23 protein-coding genes are annotated in these 18,699 nt (G+C 60.8%); 15 read left to right on the top strand and 8 right to left on the bottom strand.

Annotation, left to right across the window (positions count from 1 at the left end; genetic code table 11):
- The first annotated feature begins 24 nt into the window (after nucleotides 1-24).
- From RG836_RS21250 to ppnP, 3 genes are all read left to right on the top strand, one after another.
- Nucleotides 25-1,989: an acetyl/propionyl/methylcrotonyl-CoA carboxylase subunit alpha gene (locus RG836_RS21250; protein WP_310849255.1), complete on the top strand. Its 1,965-nt coding sequence runs from the start codon at nucleotides 25-27 to the stop codon at nucleotides 1,987-1,989.
- Between the two features lie 69 nt (nucleotides 1,990-2,058).
- Complete coding sequence (locus RG836_RS21245; protein ID WP_310849253.1) at nucleotides 2,059-2,610, top strand: 3'-5' exonuclease; 552 nt, start codon at nucleotides 2,059-2,061, stop codon at nucleotides 2,608-2,610.
- Between the two features lie 61 nt (nucleotides 2,611-2,671).
- The gene (ppnP, locus tag RG836_RS21240) at nucleotides 2,672-2,956 is read left to right on the top strand and encodes a pyrimidine/purine nucleoside phosphorylase (RefSeq protein ID WP_010461229.1); all 285 of its coding nucleotides are present in this window, start codon (nucleotides 2,672-2,674) and stop codon (nucleotides 2,954-2,956) included.
- Nucleotides 2,957-3,029: 73 nt separating this feature from the next.
- Here ppnP and RG836_RS21235 read toward each other — a convergent pair whose 3' ends face one another.
- The gene (locus tag RG836_RS21235; RefSeq protein WP_310849248.1) at nucleotides 3,030-3,836 is read right to left on the bottom strand and encodes an MOSC domain-containing protein; all 807 of its coding nucleotides are present in this window, start codon (nucleotides 3,834-3,836) and stop codon (nucleotides 3,030-3,032) included.
- A 77-nt stretch (nucleotides 3,837-3,913) separates the two neighbouring features.
- The gene (locus tag RG836_RS21230; RefSeq protein ID WP_310849246.1) at nucleotides 3,914-4,849 is read right to left on the bottom strand and encodes a chemotaxis protein CheV; all 936 of its coding nucleotides are present in this window, start codon (nucleotides 4,847-4,849) and stop codon (nucleotides 3,914-3,916) included.
- A 460-nt stretch (nucleotides 4,850-5,309) separates the two neighbouring features.
- Here RG836_RS21230 and RG836_RS21225 point away from each other — a divergent pair, with 460 nt between their 5' ends.
- The 3 genes from RG836_RS21225 (at nucleotide 5,310) to RG836_RS21215 (ending at nucleotide 7,732) form a co-directional block, all read left to right on the top strand.
- Nucleotides 5,310-5,771, top strand: a complete 462-nt coding sequence (locus tag RG836_RS21225) for a hypothetical protein (protein ID WP_310849244.1) — start codon at nucleotides 5,310-5,312, stop codon at nucleotides 5,769-5,771.
- A 411-nt stretch (nucleotides 5,772-6,182) separates the two neighbouring features.
- Complete coding sequence (locus RG836_RS21220) at nucleotides 6,183-7,076, top strand: sensor histidine kinase (protein ID WP_310849344.1); 894 nt, start codon at nucleotides 6,183-6,185, stop codon at nucleotides 7,074-7,076.
- Complete coding sequence (locus tag RG836_RS21215; protein ID WP_310849242.1) at nucleotides 7,073-7,732, top strand: response regulator transcription factor; 660 nt, start codon at nucleotides 7,073-7,075, stop codon at nucleotides 7,730-7,732. Before RG836_RS21220 ends, RG836_RS21215 begins: the two co-directional genes overlap by 4 nt.
- On the opposite strand, the gene yegS is transcribed toward RG836_RS21215, so the two are convergent.
- Complete coding sequence (gene yegS / locus RG836_RS21210) at nucleotides 7,716-8,633, bottom strand: lipid kinase YegS (protein WP_310849241.1); 918 nt, start codon at nucleotides 8,631-8,633, stop codon at nucleotides 7,716-7,718. The two genes, RG836_RS21215 and yegS, sit on opposite strands and share 17 nt — an antisense overlap.
- Before the next feature lie 356 nt (nucleotides 8,634-8,989).
- Between yegS and RG836_RS21205 the strand changes: the two genes are divergently transcribed.
- On the top strand, nucleotides 8,990-9,292 hold the full coding sequence (locus RG836_RS21205) for a hypothetical protein (RefSeq protein ID WP_310849239.1): 303 nt from the start codon (nucleotides 8,990-8,992) through the stop codon (nucleotides 9,290-9,292).
- 51 nt (nucleotides 9,293-9,343) lie between these two features.
- Here RG836_RS21205 and RG836_RS21200 read toward each other — a convergent pair whose 3' ends face one another.
- Complete coding sequence (locus RG836_RS21200; protein WP_310849343.1) at nucleotides 9,344-10,531, bottom strand: molybdopterin molybdotransferase MoeA; 1,188 nt, start codon at nucleotides 10,529-10,531, stop codon at nucleotides 9,344-9,346.
- A gap of 22 nt (nucleotides 10,532-10,553) precedes the next feature.
- The gene (gene moaB, locus RG836_RS21195) at nucleotides 10,554-11,093 is read right to left on the bottom strand and encodes a molybdenum cofactor biosynthesis protein B (RefSeq protein ID WP_310849237.1); all 540 of its coding nucleotides are present in this window, start codon (nucleotides 11,091-11,093) and stop codon (nucleotides 10,554-10,556) included.
- A gap of 81 nt (nucleotides 11,094-11,174) precedes the next feature.
- Here moaB and mobA point away from each other — a divergent pair, with 81 nt between their 5' ends.
- Nucleotides 11,175-11,777 (top strand): molybdenum cofactor guanylyltransferase MobA, encoded by a 603-nt coding sequence (mobA, locus tag RG836_RS21190; RefSeq protein ID WP_310849235.1) that lies wholly within the window; start codon nucleotides 11,175-11,177, stop codon nucleotides 11,775-11,777.
- 93 nt (nucleotides 11,778-11,870) lie between these two features.
- On the top strand, nucleotides 11,871-12,092 hold the full coding sequence (locus RG836_RS21185) for a YgdI/YgdR family lipoprotein (protein WP_310849233.1): 222 nt from the start codon (nucleotides 11,871-11,873) through the stop codon (nucleotides 12,090-12,092).
- A 73-nt stretch (nucleotides 12,093-12,165) separates the two neighbouring features.
- Here RG836_RS21185 and RG836_RS21180 read toward each other — a convergent pair whose 3' ends face one another.
- From RG836_RS21180 to RG836_RS21170, 3 genes are all read right to left on the bottom strand, one after another.
- Nucleotides 12,166-13,056: a pseudouridine synthase gene (locus RG836_RS21180; protein WP_310849231.1), complete on the bottom strand. Its 891-nt coding sequence runs from the start codon at nucleotides 13,054-13,056 to the stop codon at nucleotides 12,166-12,168.
- A gap of 75 nt (nucleotides 13,057-13,131) precedes the next feature.
- A complete protein-coding gene (locus tag RG836_RS21175; RefSeq protein WP_310849229.1) occupies nucleotides 13,132-13,452 on the bottom strand; it encodes a transcriptional regulator in 321 nt (106 codons plus the stop codon).
- Nucleotides 13,453-13,559: 107 nt separating this feature from the next.
- The gene (locus RG836_RS21170; RefSeq protein WP_310849227.1) at nucleotides 13,560-13,796 is read right to left on the bottom strand and encodes a glutaredoxin family protein; all 237 of its coding nucleotides are present in this window, start codon (nucleotides 13,794-13,796) and stop codon (nucleotides 13,560-13,562) included.
- A gap of 312 nt (nucleotides 13,797-14,108) precedes the next feature.
- On the opposite strand from RG836_RS21170, the gene RG836_RS21165 reads away from it, so the two are divergent.
- The 6 genes from RG836_RS21165 to RG836_RS21140 all read left to right on the top strand — a co-directional run bounded on the left by RG836_RS21165 (nucleotide 14,109) and on the right by RG836_RS21140 (nucleotide 18,575).
- On the top strand, nucleotides 14,109-14,423 hold the full coding sequence (locus tag RG836_RS21165) for an ElaB/YgaM/YqjD family protein (protein WP_310849225.1): 315 nt from the start codon (nucleotides 14,109-14,111) through the stop codon (nucleotides 14,421-14,423).
- Nucleotide 14,424: 1 nt separating this feature from the next.
- Nucleotides 14,425-14,808, top strand: coding sequence for a phage holin family protein (locus RG836_RS21160; RefSeq protein ID WP_310849223.1), 384 nt, complete (start codon nucleotides 14,425-14,427; stop codon nucleotides 14,806-14,808).
- Entirely contained in the window at nucleotides 14,805-15,146 is a 342-nt protein-coding gene (locus RG836_RS21155) for a hypothetical protein (RefSeq protein WP_310849222.1), read from the top strand. Before RG836_RS21160 ends, RG836_RS21155 begins: the two co-directional genes overlap by 4 nt.
- A 133-nt stretch (nucleotides 15,147-15,279) precedes the next feature.
- On the top strand, nucleotides 15,280-16,443 hold the full coding sequence (locus RG836_RS21150) for an EAL domain-containing protein (protein ID WP_310849220.1): 1,164 nt from the start codon (nucleotides 15,280-15,282) through the stop codon (nucleotides 16,441-16,443).
- A gap of 69 nt (nucleotides 16,444-16,512) precedes the next feature.
- Nucleotides 16,513-17,841 (top strand): deoxyguanosinetriphosphate triphosphohydrolase, encoded by a 1,329-nt coding sequence (locus RG836_RS21145; protein ID WP_310849218.1) that lies wholly within the window; start codon nucleotides 16,513-16,515, stop codon nucleotides 17,839-17,841.
- 278 nt (nucleotides 17,842-18,119) lie between these two features.
- Nucleotides 18,120-18,575 (top strand): response regulator, encoded by a 456-nt coding sequence (locus RG836_RS21140; RefSeq protein WP_310849216.1) that lies wholly within the window; start codon nucleotides 18,120-18,122, stop codon nucleotides 18,573-18,575.
- Nucleotides 18,576-18,699: the final 124 nt, after the last annotated feature.

The raw sequence follows: 18,699 nt of genomic DNA, 5'->3' as shown, positions 1-18,699 counted from the left end.
CCGAACACCTCAAGGACAGTCCCCATGCCCGCCATCCGCAAAATCCTGATCGCCAACCGCGGTGAAATCGCCTGCCGCATCCAGCGCACTGCCCAGGCCTTGGGCTACCGCACGGTGGCGGTGTTCAGTGACGCCGACGCCGACGCCCTGCACGTACGCATGGCCGACGAAGCAGTGCACATTGGCCCTGCGCCGGTGCAGCAGTCGTACCTCAACAGCGCGGCGATCCTCGAGGCGGCCAAACGCAGCGGCGCCGACGCCATCCACCCCGGTTACGGCTTCCTTTCAGAAAACGCCGGTTTCGCCCAGGCCTGCCAGGACGCCGGCCTGACCTTTATCGGTCCGAGCCCCGCTGCCATCGAGCTGATGGGCAGCAAACGCCTGTCGAAAATTGCCATGCTCGCCGCCGGTGTACCGTGCATCGCCGGCTATCAGGGCACCGAGCAGGACGATGCAACCCTCAGCCGCGAAGCCGAACGCATCGGCTATCCGCTGATGATCAAGGCCAGCGCCGGCGGTGGCGGACGCGGCATGCGCCTAGTGCATGGCAGCGAGCAGTTGCTGGCGCAGATCCGCACTGCGCGCTCTGAAGCGCTCAATGGTTTTGGCAGCGATGAACTGATCCTCGAACAGGCGCTGATCAATCCGCGCCACGTGGAAATCCAGCTGTTCGGCGACCAGCACGGCCAGTTGATTTACCTCGGCGAACGGGATTGCTCGATCCAGCGCCGCCATCAGAAAGTCATCGAAGAAGCGCCCTGCCCGGTAATGACCGCCGAGCTGCGCCAAGCCATGGGCGAAGCCGCGCTGAAGGCCGGGCGCGCGGTGGATTACGTCGGCGCCGGTACCGTGGAGTTTTTGCTCGACGCCCGGGGTCAGTTCTACTTTCTGGAAATGAACACCCGGTTGCAGGTCGAGCACCCGGTGACGGAACTGATCACCGGCCTCGACCTGGTGGCCTGGCAACTGCACATCGCAGCCGGGCTGCCGCTGCCGTTGCGCCAGGAACAAGTTCAACTTAACGGCCATGCCATGGAAGTGCGCTTGTACGCAGAAGACCCGGCCCAGGGCTTTCTGCCGCAAACCGGCCATGTGCACGGCTGGCAAGCGGCGTCGGGCGAGGGCGTGCGCGTCGATCATGGCTTGCTCGAAGGCCAAATCGTGAGCCCGTTTTACGACCCGATGCTGGGCAAGATCATCGCCCACGGCGCTACCCGCGAAGAGGCTCGGCGCAAACTGCTGCGGGCGGTGGAAGATTGCGTGCTGCTGGGGGTGCAGGGCAATCAGCGGCTGCTCGCAGCGTTGCTCGATCATCCGGATTTCATCACTGGCGATTTCAGCACCGGATTTATCGGTGAACATTTCACCGAGCATGCCTGCCTGCACCCGCAAGTACCTACCGCCGCCGAACTGGCGATCGCCACCGCCCTGCTCTATCACGCCGCCGCCGTGCCTCAGCCCAAGGCCTTGGCCGGTTGGCGCAACAATGCCAGCGTGCCGTTGAGTTATCGACTGGGCCAGGATGAACAGCAGTGGCCGGTGGCACTGACCGCGCTGGCGAACGGTACGTTGCAGATTCTGACCGGCGATCAGACGCTCGCGGTTCGCGTGCTGGAGGCCGATGGGCGTATTGCTCGGGTCGAAGTCGATGGCGTGCGCAAGCGCTGCGCCTATCGACTTGCGGCCGGCCAGTTGTGGTTGTGCACCGGGCCCGGCGGTCTGCGCTTCGAGGATCGCACCCAGGCGCCTGTCGTCGACGCACAGGCCAGCGCTCGCTCCGGCACGCTGAAAGCACCGATGGACGGGGCGATCGTCGACGTGTTGGTCAGCGAGGGCAGCGCGGTCAGCAAGGGGCAACTGCTGGTGGTGCTGGAAGCGATGAAAATGGAGCACCCGCTCAAGGCTGGCATCGATGGGGTACTCAAGCGTTTGCAGGTGCAGGTGGGCGATCAGGTCAAGAATCGTCAGATTTTGTTGGAAGTGGAATAAGCGCCTGGGCGGAACCGCCGGGTTTGGCTACGCTCAAACCAACTCGACGCAGATACCAGGAACACCGCAATGCCGCACTGGCTGGTTATTGATCTGGAAGCCACCACCGATGAGGGTGGCTGGCCGGTGACTGAAATGGAGATCATCGAAATTGGCGCCACCCTGGTGGACCGCAACGGTCGCGAGCAGGATCATTTCCAGTGCTTCGTGCAACCGACGCGACGGCCGCTGCTGACCCTGTTTTGTCGGGAACTGACGCACATCACCCAGGCCAATGTCGACAGCGCGCAACTGCTGCCGGACGTTTGGAGCACGTTCGAACGCTGGCTTGCCCCGCACCAACCGGACTTGCAAGGTTGGGTCAGTTGGGGCGATTACGACCGCAAACAGTTGCTGCAGGAATGGCAAACGCTCAACCTCGACAGCGGCCTCAGCCGCGTGCCGCACATCAACCTCAAGCAGCGCTTTGCCAAGGCACGGCGCCTGGAAAGGCCGCTGGGCCTCAACAGCGCGCTGCAGTTGGCCGGCATGCAGTTCAGCGGCCAGCAGCACCGGGCGCTGGAAGATGCGCGCAATACCGCACGGTTGTTGCCGCTGATTCTCCCGCCCGCCGACAGGTGACGTCACCCAGGGGCTTGTGCATACTGGCCGGCCTTTTTCAGCCCTTTTCGAGGAATCGCCCATGTTCAAAGTCAACGAGTACTTCGATGGCACCGTCAAGTCGATCGCGTTCGGCACCGCTGAAGGTCCGGCGACCATCGGCGTCATGGCGCCGGGTGAATACGAATTCGGCACCAGCCAGCGGGAAATCATGCACGTCGTCACCGGCGCACTGACCGTTAAGCTGCCTGACAGCACCGATTGGGAAACTTTCGCCGCCGGCAGCCAATTCAACGTGCCAGCCAACAGCAAGTTCCAGTTGAAGGTCGCGGTCGACACCGCTTACCTGTGCGAATACCGCGGCTGATCCGGGTTTTCCAGCGCCATGAACAATGCCCGTCTCCAGCAGAGACGGGCATTTTTCGTTCAGGCCTTGTGGTTTATTCGAGGACGGTGATCGGCATGCCTACTTCGAGGCGGCCATTGCCGTCATTGACCAGGTTCTGGCCGAACATTGCGCCGTTCTCCTGGGCGCGGTAGCCCTGCAGGGTGGCCAGCGGTTCGCGATCGGCACTGCGCTCGCCGGTTTGCGGGTCAATGGTGGTCAGGATGCAGCGCGAGCACGGCTTGACCACACGGAACTCGACGTCGCCAATGCGGATGCGCTTCCAGCCATCCTCGGCATAAGCCTCGCTGCCCTCGACCACCAGGTTGGGACGAAACCGCAGCATTTCCAGCGGTCGACCGACCCGTTGCGACAGATCTTCGACCGAGGCCTGGCCGATCAGCAGCAGCGGGAAACCATCGGCGAACGCCACTTGGTCATCATCCTTGCCGTAACCGGCCTGGGTGCTGCGGGCGCGCTCCAGCGGCACGTGCACCAGTCGCGTCGGCTTACCGATAAACGAACTGACCCAGGCACTGGCGGCATCGCCGGCATCAGGCACGCGCAAGGTGTCGCGCCAGATGGTCACGCCGCGCAACTGCGCTTCGTTGCCGGGCAAGACGATGTCGATCGGCGCCCGGCCCGGCGCGCTGAGGGTGAGGCCACCCTGGGCATTCCACAGCGCCGACAACTGGCTCATCGACGCCACCGCGCGCTGCGTCAGGAAGCGCCCACTGGCTTCGTCCACCAACATCCAGCGCCGATCCCCGTCGAGGCCGAGTTTGTCCAGGCTGACCTGATTCAGGACTTCGCCCTTGGCGGATTTCAACGGGTATCGATAAAGCGCGCTCAGCCGCAGCATGGCCAGTTCCTGAAGGGCAAAAGCGACACCCTATACGAGCCGGCGCGCCGAATAAAGTCCGGCACGCAAACCGTGTCTCAGGCCGGCACAGCGTCGAGCATCAGGCGCTGGCGCACCACGTCCACCAACTTGTCGGGCTGAAATTTAGAGAGGAAATTGTCGCAGCCAACCTTCTTCACCATCGAATCGTTGAAACTGCCTGACAGCGAGGTGTGCAACACCACGTACAGACCACGCAGGCGCGGGTCGTTACGGATTTCGGTGGTCAGGCGGTAGCCGTCCATTTCCGGCATTTCCGCGTCGGTAAACACCATCAGCAGTTTGTCGGTCATGTTCACGCCGGTGTCGGCCCAGGCCTTGAGCATCTTCAAGGCCTTGAGGCCGTCGCTGGCGATGTGCATCTTTACCCCCAGTTGCCCCAGCGTGTCACGCAGTTGCGAGAGCGCGACGTTGGAGTCGTCCACCAGCAGCACTTCGCGGCCACGGGCACGTTCGAGCACCGGGTCCTCAAGCTTTTCGCGGGAGACTTTGGCGTTGTAGGGGACGATCTCCGCCAGGACTTTTTCCACATCGATGATTTCCACCAACTGATCGTCGACCTTGCTGATGGCAGTCAGGTAATGCTGGCGACCGGCACTGGTGGGCGGTGGCAGGATGGCCTCCCAATTCATGTTGACGATGCGGTCGACGCCACCGACGAGAAAGGCCTGAACCGAGCGGTTGTATTCGGTGACGATGATGGTGCTGTTGGGCCCCGGCACCAGCGGACGCATGCCGATGGCTTGCGACAGGTCGATCACCGGCAACGTCTGACCGCGCAGGTTGACCACACCGCAGACGAACGGATGGCGCTGGGGCATCAGGGTCAACTTGGGCAGTTGCAGCACTTCTTGCACTTTAAACACGTTGATCGCAAACAATTGCCGACCGGCGAGCCGGAACATCAGAATTTCCAGGCGATTCTCACCCACCAGTTGCGTGCGTTGGTCTACCGTGTCGAGAATGCCGGCCATCAAATGACTCCTGGGCTTGTTCAGATGAATTCACTAAAGAAGGTTATCGGCAATCAACCACTTACCTTGACCCCGGTTAAAAATGCCATTATCGAGCATTGATGTCACATTAACATCATGCTTTACTGGCGATATGATTTCATCTGCTGTATCAACCCTCGCGTGACTCTAATTCTTTCCGTTGGTTCCCCCGCGTAAGGGATTCCCCTAGCAACAATCAGGTCCAACCTGATATTCGCAATATCCATTAGCCATTAATGTGACGCCATTCTCATTGCATGAACGGAGTCAGGCTTTTGTGTGCGATCGCAGGAAAGTGGCCATCCCCTCGCTCAAGTTCTGCGACCTGCCTGCAGGTTCGCGGCCTTGTGGACCTGTGCCACAGGCGTGCGTGCACTTCTGGCACCGCCCTCGCCACTCGTGCCCTTCCATCACCTGACATGACGTTGTGGAGATAAGCATGCCGAATCGCAAAGAATGGCATCTGCGCTTGCCGGAGTTTCTGGTCGAAGCCGAAACGTTGCTGGCCAAATCAGAAGAATGCCTGAGTCATTTGCAGTTGATCAGCAATGACAAGGACGCCATCGACTGCATGCTCAGCACGCTGCTCAAACTGGCGAACAAAGCCGATGCGCTGGCACTGGAAGCCGTGTCGGAATTCTCCCTGCACATCCACAGCCTGCTCAGCCACACCGAGCTGGAGCTGCACGACCAGGCCCTGACCGCGCTGAAAGACTGCTTCACCTTGATGGCATGGCAACTGGAGCTGATCGACCAGCGCACCGGGCAATTGGGGCTGGACACCTCGGAACAGACCTCACTGCTCGAAGCCTTTGCGTTCCAGATGGGCCAGAGCCAGTTTCATCCACCCTCCCAGTCCAAGCCGTTTACCCTCGTCACTTATGCCGAGCGACAGGCCTGACCCACGCCCGGCCACGTCAGCGCGGTTGACCTTAAGTCTTTCAATAAAAAGCCTGCCGATTAAGCGGCAATACGTCGTGTCCGAGTATTGTCAGTGCGTGTATCCAGCCCTCGGCGCTCACATTAAACAAGGTTATTGCGGACTCGACTTTACTGAGCGAGACAAGGTTCTCGAAACAGTAAATTTCTGACGGCATCGCGCTATAAGTTCACGCGACCGGCGGTAGCTAGGTGTTATTATGCCGGCCGGTAGTTGGCTCGTTTACTCACAGGATGGCCCCACAAAAAACGCCCTGTCATTATCAGGGGCTCGACTTGAATTGATTGATTCACACCCCACATTTGCCCACACAGGGACCGTCATACCTCTGACCGGTCTGCCCGCAGCGAACATTCAATGGCTCCATCCGCTATGTACGCCAGCCTCAAGTCATTGATCTCTTGGCCCCTTTCCCAAACCAGCGCTCGCCGTTTCATTCTGGTGCTGTGCACCTGTTCGGCGCTGGGCAGTCTGCTGATCTACAAGATTTCCAACAACTGGCCGCTGAGCTTGCTGGTCTTGAACCTGACAGCCGTCGCTTGCGTGTGGTTGCAACATCGCCTGTCGCGCACCTCGATCAATTTCCAGCCGCAGGAATTGGCCGATCGCCTGCTGGAAGTCCAGGAAAACGAACGCCATCGTCTCAGCCGTGAACTGCATGACGACATCGGCCAGTTACTCACCGCGGCCAAATTGCAGGGTGAGTGGCTCAAGCGGCGCATGCCCGAAGATTTGCAAAGCGAATGTGCGGTGCTGTGCGACACCCTCGATGAAACCCTGAATAAAGTCCGCGACGTCTCGGCAATCCTCAATCCCCGGCAATTGACCAGCCTGGGCCTGGAAGCCAGCCTGCGCGCGCACCTGCTCAAGACCCTGGCCAACACGTCGGTGCATTGGAGCCTGGAGTGCCACCAGCGCCTGACCGGCATCCCGGAGGAAATGGCCGTGGCAGCGTTCCGGATCACCCAGGAAGCGGTGACCAACATCCTTCGCCACGCCCAGGCGAATAATCTGCTGGTGCGCGTGCAACGCCTGCCCGATGGCCTGGCGCTGCACATCAGCGATGACGGCCTGGGGTTCGCCCCGGCGGACAATCCGGGCCGCGAAGGGCAACGAGGCATGGCCGGCATGGGCGAGCGGATCGAACAGCTTGGCGGGCGCTTGACCGTGACCAGTGAGCCGGGCAAAGGTACGCAAATCGAAGCAATTTTCCCCTGGGCGCCCCGCGCGCTCGAACGAGCCAGTTCGAATAAGGTTTTGCATTGACTTGTAACTTACTTCTGGTGGATGACCACTCGCTCATCAGGGCCGGCGTGCGCGCCCTGGTCCTGGATATCCCCGGTTATGCGGTGATCGGCGAAGCCAATGATGGTTCGCAACTGCTGGAGATGGTCGAGAAACTGTCGCCGGACATTGTGCTGCTGGATATTTCCATGAAGGAGACCAGCGGCCTCGAAGCGTTGCAACGGCTCAAGCGCGTACGCCCGCAAAGCAAGGTGCTGATCCTGTCGATGCACACCGACCCGGTGCTGATCATGCAAGCGCTGGAGTCCGGTGCCCATGGTTACCTGCTCAAGGACACCACGGCGACCGAGCTTGAACATGCCCTCGAAGCCCTGCGCAACAACGAACGCTACCTGAGCCCGGCCATCGCCCACACGGTGATCAGCCAGGCCCTGACTCGCGCGCAGAAGAGCCAGCCGGAACTGGCGCAAACCCATAATCTGACGGCTCGGCAACTGGAAATCCTGCGGTTGATCGTGCGCGGCAAGTCGACCCGGGAAATCGCCCAGGGCCTGGCCCTGAGCATCAAAACCGTGGAAACCCACCGCTCGCAGATCATGAAACGCCTGCAGATCTTTGACGTCGCCGGCCTGGTGCTGTTCGCCGTGCGTGAGCAGATCATCAGTCTGGATGATTAAGCACTGGCGAATCACTGAGCAAGGGTGAACCGAGTGGCAGGTGCACTCGCAAAGCGCCTGGCCGTGCGGAAAAGCGCAAGCTGTCGCCTTGCAGGGGTTCGCCGTCGAGGTTGATGTCTAAACCCTCCGCGACTTTGATCTCGACCCAGGGCAACCGCGCCCGCACAAACATATTGCTGATACCCCAGCCTTCCGTCAGCAAATCGCGCAAGGTGCCGACCAATTCCTGCGGTGCGGGCAGGATGCTGATGTCCAGCAGCCCGTCATCCGCCAGTGCGTCGGGACATAACGCATGCCCGCCACCGGCCTGCCGGCCATTGCCGATGCCCAGCGCCAGCAAGTCGCCATGCCAATGGAAATCCGGTCCCTGCAGCTCGCCATAGGCTGAGTGCAACTCGCTGAACCGGGTCAAGCCGGTGAACAGGTAAGCCGCGCCGCCGAGAATTTTCTTCAAATCTTCAGAGGTATTAGCCGTGACCTGGCTGCCAAAGCCGCCAGTGGCCATGTTGAGGAATATCTGCCCGCCTACCTCACCCAGGTCAATGGCCCGCGGCGGCACGTCGAGTAACTCCAGCGCAGCCTCCGGCTCCAGCGGCACACCGGCGGCGCGGGCGAAATCGTTGGCGGTGCCCAACGGCATCAACACCAGGCTGGCGTCGGACGATTGCTTGGCCATGGCTTCGGCGATATCGCGCAAGGTGCCATCGCCGCCCCCGGCGATCAACTGCGTATAACCGGCAGCCAGTGCTTCCTCCACCAGACGCTGCGCGTCGCCGCCCTCCCAGGTCAGGCGCACTGCCAGTTCCCAGCCCTGCTCGCGCTTTGCCAGCACGGCGGCGCGCACCTCTTCGTTGAGTGCCTGCTTGCCATGCAGAATCAACATCGCTTTGCGTTCACTCATACGTTTCATCCTTACGAAATATCCACTAGCACTGTTGACCCCGACACATGCGGAAAAAGTCGCACGCCGCGCAAATTAATTTGCGCGGCAAAGCGCCGTGCTGGCGGGCCTCGCTTAAAAGCCTTCACGCATTCGTGATTTTTCTTACAAATATTGCCGAATTGGCTCAATTGACCGTGCAGCGGGAATGGGAGACCGTGACGACGGCGGCAATTTTGCTGCGCCACCAGAACCGAAACAATTCATAAACAGGGATGTGAAGCACATGGATGAATGCGCCTCCTGGGCCATTGGACAGTTCAGGGCCCCGTCACCACGGGCCGTCAGCAAACGCCAGATTACAGTCGGTGGTCAGCATGCCAGGTCATGATCGCCGATCACCGCTCAGCCGGGTGGCACCGCTCAAGGACGACAACGCGCAGGCTGATCCATCGATCAATGGCTTACCTATCGGAGTCAACAGTATGGAACCACGTGTCGTAGAGTTGGAGACCCACCTCAAATACATCCGTCGAGACATGGATGAAGTGCGAGGCGATGTCAGAAGCATCAAGCACCGGATTGCGTATTCCACCGGTGTTGCGACAGTCGTCATCGGTTTGCTGGGCTGGATCGCCAACAGCCGGTTTGATCAGGTGGTGGCAATGCTGACCCCGTGAGGTGCCGCCGCCGGGCCTGTTGCACCAGGCCCGGCGGCGATCGCGAAGGTCTCAGCCGATCACTTCGCTCAGCGGAATGAAGTTGACCCACTCGCCTTCGACGAGCGTGCGGTCTTCCATCACTTCGACCAGGCCTTCCGCCCAGGCAGCACTGCGCAAGACGCCCGAACTCTGGTTGTGATAGATGATCGCTCGACCGTTTTCCAGGCGGCCCCGCAGGTATTCACGACGATTACCCGCTTTGGGCCAGGCAAATCCGGCGGGCACCGGGAATTTCAGCGGCTCGACATCGCTCACGCCTTGCCGACGCAGCAAATACGGTCGCGCCAACAGAGCGAAGGTCACCAGGGTCGAGGCCGGATTGCCCGGCAGGCCAATCACAGGGACACCACGGAAATGACCAAACGTCAGTGGTTTGCCGGGCTTGATCGCAAGCTTCCACAAACTCAGCTCACCCGCCTCACGCAGGGCAATGCCCAGGAAGTCCGCCTCCCCCACCGACACGCCGCCGGTGGACAGGATCAGGTCGACGGCTTGCAACTCGGTCAGGCGATCACGGGTGGACTGCAAGTCATCCACCAGGATCCCGGCGTCGATGACGTCACAACCCAGGCGTCGCAACCAACTGCACAGCAACACCCGGTTGCTGTTGTAGATCTGTCCAGGACCCAATGCAGTTCCCGGCTCCACCAGTTCGTCACCCGTGGACAACACGGCGACCCGCACTTTGCGCACCACGTCCAGCTGCGCGCGCCCGAGCGACGCCGCGAGGCCCAGTTCGATCGGGCCCAGGCGCGTGCCAGCCGACAGCACCAACTCGCCGACGGTGGTTTCCTGACCTTGCGGCCGGATGTTCTGCCCGACCGTCATGGGCTCGGTAAAGCGCACTCGCTCGTCAGCCTGAAGTTCGGCGTTCTCCTGCATCTCGACGCAATCGGCACCGGCCGGCACCGGTGCGCCAGTAAAAATCCGCGCACAGGTTCCAGGCTTCAGCGGCTCCGGAGCTTGACCGGCAAACACCTTCTGGCTGACCGCCAAGGGTTCGCCCGTCCAGTCGGCCAGATTCAGCGCAAAGCCGTCCATGGCGCTGTTGGGCCACGGCGGCAGGTCCAGGGTCGACACCAGGTCTTCGGCCAGCACCCGGCCCTCGGCCTGGGCCAGCGGCAAACGCTCGCGCTCCAGCACTGGCGAGGCTTCGGCCATCTCCAGCAAACGCGCGAGCGCGACTTCCACGGCCATCAGGCTACCGGTCTTGCCCGGCTTACCCGCGGGATTCACAAGGCGCCGCCTGTTTCAGATGAGGCACGAAATTGCACGGGCGATGCCGCGAATCCAGTTGCTCGGCGAGTATGCCATCCCAACCGGTGCGCACAGCATTGGTCGAGCCCGGCAAGCAGCACACCAACGTACCGTTGGCCAACCCCGCGAGGGCCCGGGATTGCACGGTGGAGGTGCCGATGTCCGCCACGGAAATCTGCCGGAACAGTTCGCCAAAACCATCCACCTGTTTATCGAGCAGGCAAGTGACCGCTTCTGGCGTGCTGTCGCGGCCGGTAAACCCGGTGCCGCCGGTGATCAACACCACCTGCACCACGTCTTCGGCGATCCAGTGGGCGACTTGCGCGCGAATTTTGTACAGGTCATCTTTGAGCAACACTCGCTCGGCCAGCAGGTGGCCAGCGGCGGTCAGGCGATCAACAAACAGTTGGCCGGAGGTATCGGTTTCCAGGGTTCGGGTGTCGCTGACCGTCAGCACCGCAATGTTGAGTGGCGCGAAAGGTACATCAGCCTTGGCTTTCATAGGCTCGTCCAGTTGTAGTGAAAACAGGCCGGTGTTATATCACAGCGCTCCGAATGTCCGCCGCCCCAAAGGAGAAGCGTCATGACCTCGAACAGCCCCGAGCCGACGTGTTCCATTCTGCTCTTGGCCGGCGGCCGCGGCCAACGCATGGGTGGCCAAGACAAGGGCCTCGTGCACTGGCATGGCGAGCCACTGATCGCGCACCTGCACCGCAAGGTTCGGGCGCTCAGCGATGACCTCATCATTTCCTGCAATCGCAACCTGGAAAGCTATGCGCTCTACGCCGATCAACTGGTGCATGACGATGAAGGCGATTTCCCCGGGCCACTGGCGGGCATTCGCGCGGGGCTGAAAGCGGCCCGGCATTCGCATCTGCTGGTGTTGCCGTGCGACGTCCCGCGCATCACTGCTGAATTAATCGACAGTATGCGCAACACAGCCTTCCAGAATCCGACGCTTCCCCTGATGCTGCGCCAGGGCGATCATTGGGAGCCGTTGCTCTGTATCATCCCGGTCGCCCTGGGCGGTGCGTTTGAAAGTGCCTGGGCACAAGGCGAACGCAGCCCCGGTCGGGTCATGCGCGGCTTGAATGCCACGGCCCTGCAATGCCCGGAAGACGACCCGCGACTGGCTAACCTGAATACGGTTGAGCTGTTAAACCAGGCCCGCAACGTGTCAGAGTGACACTAGCCAAGGAACTTGCAGCCGCGCTTCACGTCTACAGCCTCAGTAACCACAGAATTTAGTCACTCAAGAATTCATTGACGGAGAAACACCATGACTCATCGGACCCTCGCCACTTTCATGCTCGCACTGGGCCTGGCCACCCTCGCCGGTTGCGCCTCGCCGACTGTGATCACCTTGAATGACGGTCGGGAAATCCAGGCTGTCGACACCCCGCAATTCGATTCCGATACCGGTTTCTACGAGTTCGAACAGCTGGACGGCAAACAAACCCGCATCAATAAAGATCAGGTACGTACCGTCAAGGATCTGTGATCCCGGCGAGCGACTGAAACGCAAAAGCCCGCATCTGATGCGGGCTTTTTCTTGGGCGCTCCAAAAGCACGTACTACCAGGACAGTGTCAAGCTGCTGGCAAATTCACGCAATTCTGCGGTGATCGGGTCGCGGAACTTCAGCCCTTGGGCGAGCAGCTTCAGGGGCCGGGCAAAATCATCGGGTGCATCCTTGAGCACCTGCGGATAAAACGGGTCGTTCTGGATCCCCGCCCCCAACGCCGCCATGTGCACGCGCAACTGATGCTTTTTGCCGGTCACCGGGTATAGGCCGTAGCGCCACCACTCGCCGTTTTGCTCCCGGACCTCAATCGCTGTTTCGGTGTTGGCGCTACCCGGGCCTTCCTTCATGCGGAAAAACGGCTCCCCCTCCACGAGGCGGCTTTTGTGAAGCAAGGGAAACCGCAGCTCAGGTAACGCCGGGGCAATCGCTTCGTAGCGTTTTTCGATTGCTCGTGTTGGAAATAGTGACTGATAAGCCGAACGGCTCTGCGGATTGGCGGAGAACAACACCAACCCGGCGGTGTGCCGGTCGATGCGATGCAGCGGTACCAGGTGCGGGTTGCCCAGGCGTCGGATCAGACGCCGCAGCAAGGTTTGCTCGACATATTCCCCAGCGGGCGTCACCGGCAGGAAATGCGGTTTGTCCGCCACCACCAGATGTTCATCGGCGTACAAAATCGACTCGAGGACCGGGATCGGCTGCTCATCGGGCACTTCGCGGAAATAGTGAATGCGCAGGCCTTCCTTGTATCGCAAATCGAGGCTGATCGGGACGCCGTCTGCGTCCAGCACCCGACCACGGGCGATGCGATCCAGCCATTGCTCGCGGCCAATCGCCCGGAAATGACCGCACAGGCAATCGAGCACCGTCTCCCAGGAACCCGGCGGCAGGTACAAGGTGCTGGCCTGAGACTGCGCAGCGGAAAAACTGGATGTGGACATACGGACGCTCGGGACACTCAAGACAGGCCGGCATTATCCAGCAGCAGCGAAACCCAGCCTAGGGAAACCTGCCCCTCAAGCGCTGAGCGAATCGGCCTTGGCTGCGGCGTCGGTGAACTCCTTGAGCCAGCGCAACACATCGACGGCTTCCCAGCGGCCCGGGTCATACAAGGCATACATCAGACCTTGATAGCCCACCACGTCCAGTTGGCGATGATAACCGGCGCGCTGAAACAAGGCTTCGATTTCCGCGAAGCAAGTGTTGAAGTGCAGTTTGTTGAACGGCGTCTTGCCTTCAGTGACCAAGCCGTCGAGGCGCAATTCAAGGACAGCCTCGCGTACCACGTCGGCGGACATCCGGTTCACGCTGTTCTTCAATTGTTCGACATTGACCACGGTGTATCCCCTCTGGCGTAGCGTCCAGCCGACACAGCGGCCAGCACTTCGATTTACTGTATGCGCATACAGTAACCGATGCTCCCGTCTCTCGCCAAGGGCTGCTTTTATATGAGGAAGGCAACGACCTGTTCATCATCGAACGGCCACAACAGCTCCGCGCCGCTATCGACGCGCCGCAGCACCGGAATTTGCAGGCTGTAGCGTTCGAACAGTGCCTCGTCTTCGGCGATGTCCACCAATTCCACCATCAGGCCGTGTTCGACCAACGGCATCAACACGGCTTCGGCGACTTCACACAAATGGCACCCCAGGGTACCCAACAGCTGGCATTCAGGAGACATGACGACAAACCGCGAAAAGGTAGGCCATTATTCTAGGCTCAGGCAAAACGCGCGTCGACCGAGTGTTGACTGACCGCAGCCTTGAGCTGATACGCCGGCAATGACATAAAGGTCTCTGCGGGAGAAATCCAGTAGCCTGTGAAAACCCGGCGAGCGATTGCCCGGCCAGCGCACAATCCGCATGCCCGCCAACGGCGCACGAGCCCGGTCCGGCGCACCACGACACGGCAAAACCTGGACCCGCCACTTGCACTGAACCTTAACGCTGCACGCACACTCGAACGCAAAAGACGCCACTTACGGAGATCACACATGGCCAGCATTCAGGCAAAGACTGCTCAAGAAATTCTGATGGACGATTTTCAAACACTGGTGAGCGATACCGAGCGGTTGCTGGAACACACCGCGACCCTGGCCGGTGATCAAGCGGATGAACTGCGCAGCCAGATCCACGACAGCCTGTTACGTGCCCGTGAAACCCTGAAGTTAACCGAAGACTCCCTGCGCGAGCGCGGCAAAGCTGCCGTCACCGCGACCGAGGACTACGTTCAGACCAACCCTTGGCAAGCGGTCGGCATCGCCGCTGGCGTGGGCTTCCTGATCGGCCTGCTGGCCACTCGGCGCTGATATGGCTATCGGGGAAACCGGCGCGACCGGTGCAAGTTCGTCATCGCGGCGCCTGGGCGCCGCCGTCCTCGGCCTGCTGCACAGCCATGTCGAGTTGTTCGGCATCGAGCTGCAAGAGCAAAAGGCCCGTACCGTCAGCCTGCTGCTGTTCGCCGGGCTGGCGCTAGTGTTTGCCTTGCTGCTGTTGGTGGGGTTATCGACGCTGGTGCTGATTCTGCTGTGGGACACCTACAAACTGGCCGGCATCATTGGCCTGTGCACCTTTTATACCCTGGCGGCAGTGTTCTGCGGGATGCGTTTGCGGGCCGCCATTTTCGATGAGTCCTCACCGTTTCACGGCACGCTCGAAGAGCTGGCCAATGACAGGGAGCGTCTGTTGCCATGAGCCTGCCCGAGATCGGTCAAAACCTCTCCCGCCGTGAAATGCGCAAGGCCCTGATTCGCCTGCGCATGGAAATGCATCGCCAGGAAATCCGCCACGAGTCCCAGCAGTTACTCCTACCGTTGCAACGCGTTCGCGGGATGGGGCAAAACTTCCAGCAGGGCCTGGGCATCAAGCATGCCCCGCTCTGGGGCATGGCCGGGGTGACCCTGCTGGGCTTCCTCACCGGCAAAGGCGCCAAGGGCGGTGGAATCGGCGGCCTGACCCGGCTGGTGCGACTCGGGACCAGCCTGGTGCCGCTGATCAAACTGGCAATGCAAGGCTCGTCGCGTAAACCCTGAGACAATTCCTGGCCAATTGATATCTGGCTGCATTCTTGCAACATCGGCAGATCAAACCTCTGAACCAGAGGTTTGATCCTGCACGTCTAGCCGTTGCGGACTTTCAATAACAAGACCTTACTAAGGAGGCCTCGTGATCGACGGGCAACCGCTCGCCTGCTTTCAGCCGTTCATCGATACCGCCACCGGCCGTATCGCTGGCGTTGAAGCATTGGGCCGCCTGCGTCAGGCCGACGGGCAACTGACGTCGGTCGGGCCGCTGTTCGCCGACCCACGCATGCCCGCCATTACCCTGCGACGGCTCGACCGGCAAATCCGCGATAACGCCTTGAGCCGTTTGCATGAAGCGCCGGCCGACTGGTTCCTGAGCCTGAACATGTCGCCGCGCTGGATTAGCCGACTTCGCCCAGAGCAACCGTTGCCGAGCCTCAAGCAATTGGCGCGGCACGGTGTCGATCCGCAACGCATTGTGTTCGAGATCACCGAACTGGGTGGCAACAGCCAACGCTTGGCGGAAGTCGTGGCGCGCTATCGGCAGGCCGGGGCGCGGATCGCCATTGACGATTTTGGCGCCGGCTATTCACAACTCGATCGCGTGCTGGCCTTGCAGCCGGACATCCTCAAGCTCGACATGCGCCTGTTCCAGGCGGCGGCCCGGGGCGGCCCGAGTAGCGATGTGGTCAAGGCCCTGGCGCAAATGGCCGAGAAAACCGGCTGCTGGATCATTGCCGAAGGCGTGGAAACCGAGGCCGAACTGAATTTTGCCCTGGAGTGCGGCTCGCGATTCGTCCAGGGATTCCTTTTCGCCCGCGCCGAAGAAGACTTCTTCCGCACCGATGCCTTTGTCGATCGATTTGCCGCCTTGCGCGAGCGCTACGTCCGGCAAAAACTCGACGAGCGTGGGCGGCTGATGCTCATGCGTCAGCAGCTCAGTGAGCTGATGGCGATCCTGCAAGCGTGGGCCAAGGCCCAGGCACCGCTCAGCGAACTGCCGCAACTGGACGCCTTTCCCTGGCTGCTGCGCTTCTACCAGTGCGACCGCCACGGCACGCAACTGACGCCCAACCTGGAGTGGCGCAACAACGGCTGGGAGGCCGACACCCGCTACCTCGGCCACAACTGGTCGTGGCGCCCGTACTTCTACCATTTGCTCGCCGAAGGCTGGGACGAGCGCCGGTTGACCCTGTCGAACACCTACCGTGACGCCACCAGCAACCAGTATTGCCTGACCGCCGGGCAATTCTTCGATAACGGCGAGCGGTTGCTGCTGATCGATATTGACGCCGCGGGACTGTAGCGCCGCGCTTGCAGGCGCGAGCCGGAACCCCGAAGCTAGAGCATCAGTCACCTAACGGAGAGCCCTGCCTTGGATTGGCCTACCCTGCTTACCCGCGAACGCCTCGGAAAACCGCTGCACAGCCCGCAAGAGCTCGGCCGCAGCCCGTTTCACAAAGACCATGACCGCATCATTTTCTCCGGCGCGTTCCGGCGCCTGGGGCGCAAGACCCAAGTGCATCCGGTGACCAGCAACGACCATATCCACACGCGCCTGACCCATTCGCTGGAAGTCAGTTGCGTCGGCCGCTCCCTGGGCATGCGCGTCGGTGAAACCATTCGCAGCGCCCTGCCCGACTGGTGCGACCCCAGTGACCTGGGCATGGTGGTGCAATCCGCCTGCCTGGCCCATGACATCGGTAACCCGCCGTTCGGTCACTCCGGTGAAGACGCGATCCGTCACTGGTTCCAGCAGGCCGCCGGGCGCGGCTGGCTCGATGCGATGAGCGACGCCGAACGCAATGACTTTCTCAATTTCGAAGGCAATGCCCAGGGTTTCCGCGTGCTTACGCAACTGGAGTACCACCAGTTCGAGGGCGGTACGCGGCTGACCTACGCCACCCTCGGCACCTACCTGAAATACCCCTGGACCGCGCGTCACGCCGACTCTCTCGGTTACAAGAAACACAAATTCGGCTGCTACCAGAGCGAACTGCCGCTGCTGGAGCAGATCGCCCACAAACTGGGCTTGCCGCAGATCGAGGATCAGCGCTGGGCGCGGCATCCGCTGGTGTACCTGATGGAAGCCGCCGATGACATCTGCTACGCGTTGATCGACCTTGAAGACGGTCTGGAAATGGAGCTGCTGGAGTACGCCGAAGTCGAGTCGCTGTTGCTCGACCTGGTCGGCGATGACCTGCCGGAAACCTATCGCCAATTGGGCCCACTCGACTCGCGCCGACGCAAACTGGCGATCCTGCGCGGCAAAGCCATCGAGCACCTGACCAACGCCGCCGCCCGCGCCTTCGTCGAGCAGCAGGAGGCGTTGCTCGCCGGGACCTTGCACGGTGACCTGGTTGAACACATGCACGGCCCGGCCAAACGCTGCGTGTTGAACGCCAAGGACATGGCGCGCAAGAAAATCTTCCAGGACAAGCGCAAGACGTTGCATGAAATCGGCGCCTACACCACCTTGGAAATATTGCTTAATGCGTTCTGCGGTGCTGCGCTGGAGCAACACGGCGGGCGCACACCGTCGTTCAAGAATCGGCGCATTCTCGACCTGCTCGGCAACAACGCGCCGAATCCCGATGGGCCGCTGCACACCTCATTCCTTCGGATGATCGACTTCATCGCCGGCATGACCGACAGCTACGCCAGTGAAATGGCCCTGGAGCTGACGGGACGTTCCCGTCATTAGGAAACCGTCGGACTTTCATGTGGGATTTTTCTATATGGAAGGCCGACATATCTGAATCGCCAAACGAAATTCTTCGTCGAAGGAATCGCCCTACAAGCAAAACAGAGGTAGCTGATCGATTATTCCGCCTTATCGCTGAATAATCCGGCCATCTCCGCTCGACACACCCCCAGCGGCGCTTACTAAATAGATCTCCTGTACGGCAAACGGAATGCCGGTACTTCAACGGGGACCTGCTCACGCTCGGCACGGGCACGTTCTTTTGCATGGAAATTCATATGTCCCAACACAACCTGCGCATCTTACTGGTGGAAGATCACCCCTTTCAGCTCAAAGCGACCCAAAGCCTGTTGCACAGTTACGGCTTCACTTGCCTGACGGTCGCCACCAGCGCGACGGATGCCCTGCTGCAACTCGAGCAATCGGCCACGCCTTTCGATCTGTTGATCTGTGACCAATGCCTGCCCGATCTGCCGGGGCTGGAATTGATCAGCGCCGCCAGCCATCGCGGACTGGCGCGGCAGGCAATCCTGCTCAGCAGCCTGACCAGCCCGGAACTCGAGGCGTTGTCGCAAACCGCGCGCCAGCGGCAACTTCCATTGCTGGGTTATTTAATTAAACCCTTGCAACAAGTGGAACTGCACAGACTCCTGGGTTCCCTGTACCAACAACCGAAGTGTCAACCCCACGCTTGTTCAACATCCAGCTCGCGCTCAACGCCGCTCAACGACTAAAGTTTTTTCAGAACAATCGGCCTATATATTTTTAACTAGCTTAACCAAAACCTAGTTTGCCCGTAGGCCGATGCCCATTTACATGTAGGAATCCTCCTATATTGCGGTCCCGAGCCTGTCGCTC

The organism is Pseudomonas rhizozeae (assembly GCF_031583775.1).
Classification (GTDB): Bacteria; Pseudomonadota; Gammaproteobacteria; order Pseudomonadales; family Pseudomonadaceae; genus Aquipseudomonas.
This window is presented reverse-complemented; position numbering and strand designations above follow the sequence as displayed.

What these genes read in the sequence shown, in the direction of transcription:
- RG836_RS21250 (WP_310849255.1), top strand. Translation starts at nt 25, where the DNA reads ATGCCCGCCATCCGCAAAATCCTGATCGCCAACCGCGGTGAAATCGCC.
- RG836_RS21245 (WP_310849253.1), top strand. Translation starts at nt 2,059, where the DNA reads ATGCCGCACTGGCTGGTTATTGATCTGGAAGCCACCACCGATGAGGGT.
- ppnP (WP_010461229.1), top strand. Translation starts at nt 2,672, where the DNA reads ATGTTCAAAGTCAACGAGTACTTCGATGGCACCGTCAAGTCGATCGCG.
- RG836_RS21235 (WP_310849248.1), bottom strand. Translation starts at nt 3,836, where the DNA reads ATGCTGCGGCTGAGCGCGCTTTATCGATACCCGTTGAAATCCGCCAAG.
- RG836_RS21230 (WP_310849246.1), bottom strand. Translation starts at nt 4,849, where the DNA reads ATGGCCGGCATTCTCGACACGGTAGACCAACGCACGCAACTGGTGGGT.
- RG836_RS21225 (WP_310849244.1), top strand. Translation starts at nt 5,310, where the DNA reads ATGCCGAATCGCAAAGAATGGCATCTGCGCTTGCCGGAGTTTCTGGTC.
- RG836_RS21220 (WP_310849344.1), top strand. Translation starts at nt 6,183, where the DNA reads ATGTACGCCAGCCTCAAGTCATTGATCTCTTGGCCCCTTTCCCAAACC.
- yegS (WP_310849241.1), bottom strand. Translation starts at nt 8,633, where the DNA reads ATGAGTGAACGCAAAGCGATGTTGATTCTGCATGGCAAGCAGGCACTC.
- RG836_RS21205 (WP_310849239.1), top strand. Translation starts at nt 8,990, where the DNA reads ATGCCAGGTCATGATCGCCGATCACCGCTCAGCCGGGTGGCACCGCTC.
- RG836_RS21200 (WP_310849343.1), bottom strand. Translation starts at nt 10,531, where the DNA reads ATGGCCGTGGAAGTCGCGCTCGCGCGTTTGCTGGAGATGGCCGAAGCC.
- moaB (WP_310849237.1), bottom strand. Translation starts at nt 11,093, where the DNA reads ATGAAAGCCAAGGCTGATGTACCTTTCGCGCCACTCAACATTGCGGTG.
- mobA (WP_310849235.1), top strand. Translation starts at nt 11,175, where the DNA reads ATGACCTCGAACAGCCCCGAGCCGACGTGTTCCATTCTGCTCTTGGCC.
- RG836_RS21185 (WP_310849233.1), top strand. Translation starts at nt 11,871, where the DNA reads ATGACTCATCGGACCCTCGCCACTTTCATGCTCGCACTGGGCCTGGCC.
- RG836_RS21180 (WP_310849231.1), bottom strand. Translation starts at nt 13,056, where the DNA reads ATGTCCACATCCAGTTTTTCCGCTGCGCAGTCTCAGGCCAGCACCTTG.
- RG836_RS21170 (WP_310849227.1), bottom strand. Translation starts at nt 13,796, where the DNA reads ATGTCTCCTGAATGCCAGCTGTTGGGTACCCTGGGGTGCCATTTGTGT.
- RG836_RS21165 (WP_310849225.1), top strand. Translation starts at nt 14,109, where the DNA reads ATGGCCAGCATTCAGGCAAAGACTGCTCAAGAAATTCTGATGGACGAT.
- RG836_RS21160 (WP_310849223.1), top strand. Translation starts at nt 14,425, where the DNA reads ATGGCTATCGGGGAAACCGGCGCGACCGGTGCAAGTTCGTCATCGCGG.
- RG836_RS21155 (WP_310849222.1), top strand. Translation starts at nt 14,805, where the DNA reads ATGAGCCTGCCCGAGATCGGTCAAAACCTCTCCCGCCGTGAAATGCGC.
- RG836_RS21140 (WP_310849216.1), top strand. Translation starts at nt 18,120, where the DNA reads ATGTCCCAACACAACCTGCGCATCTTACTGGTGGAAGATCACCCCTTT.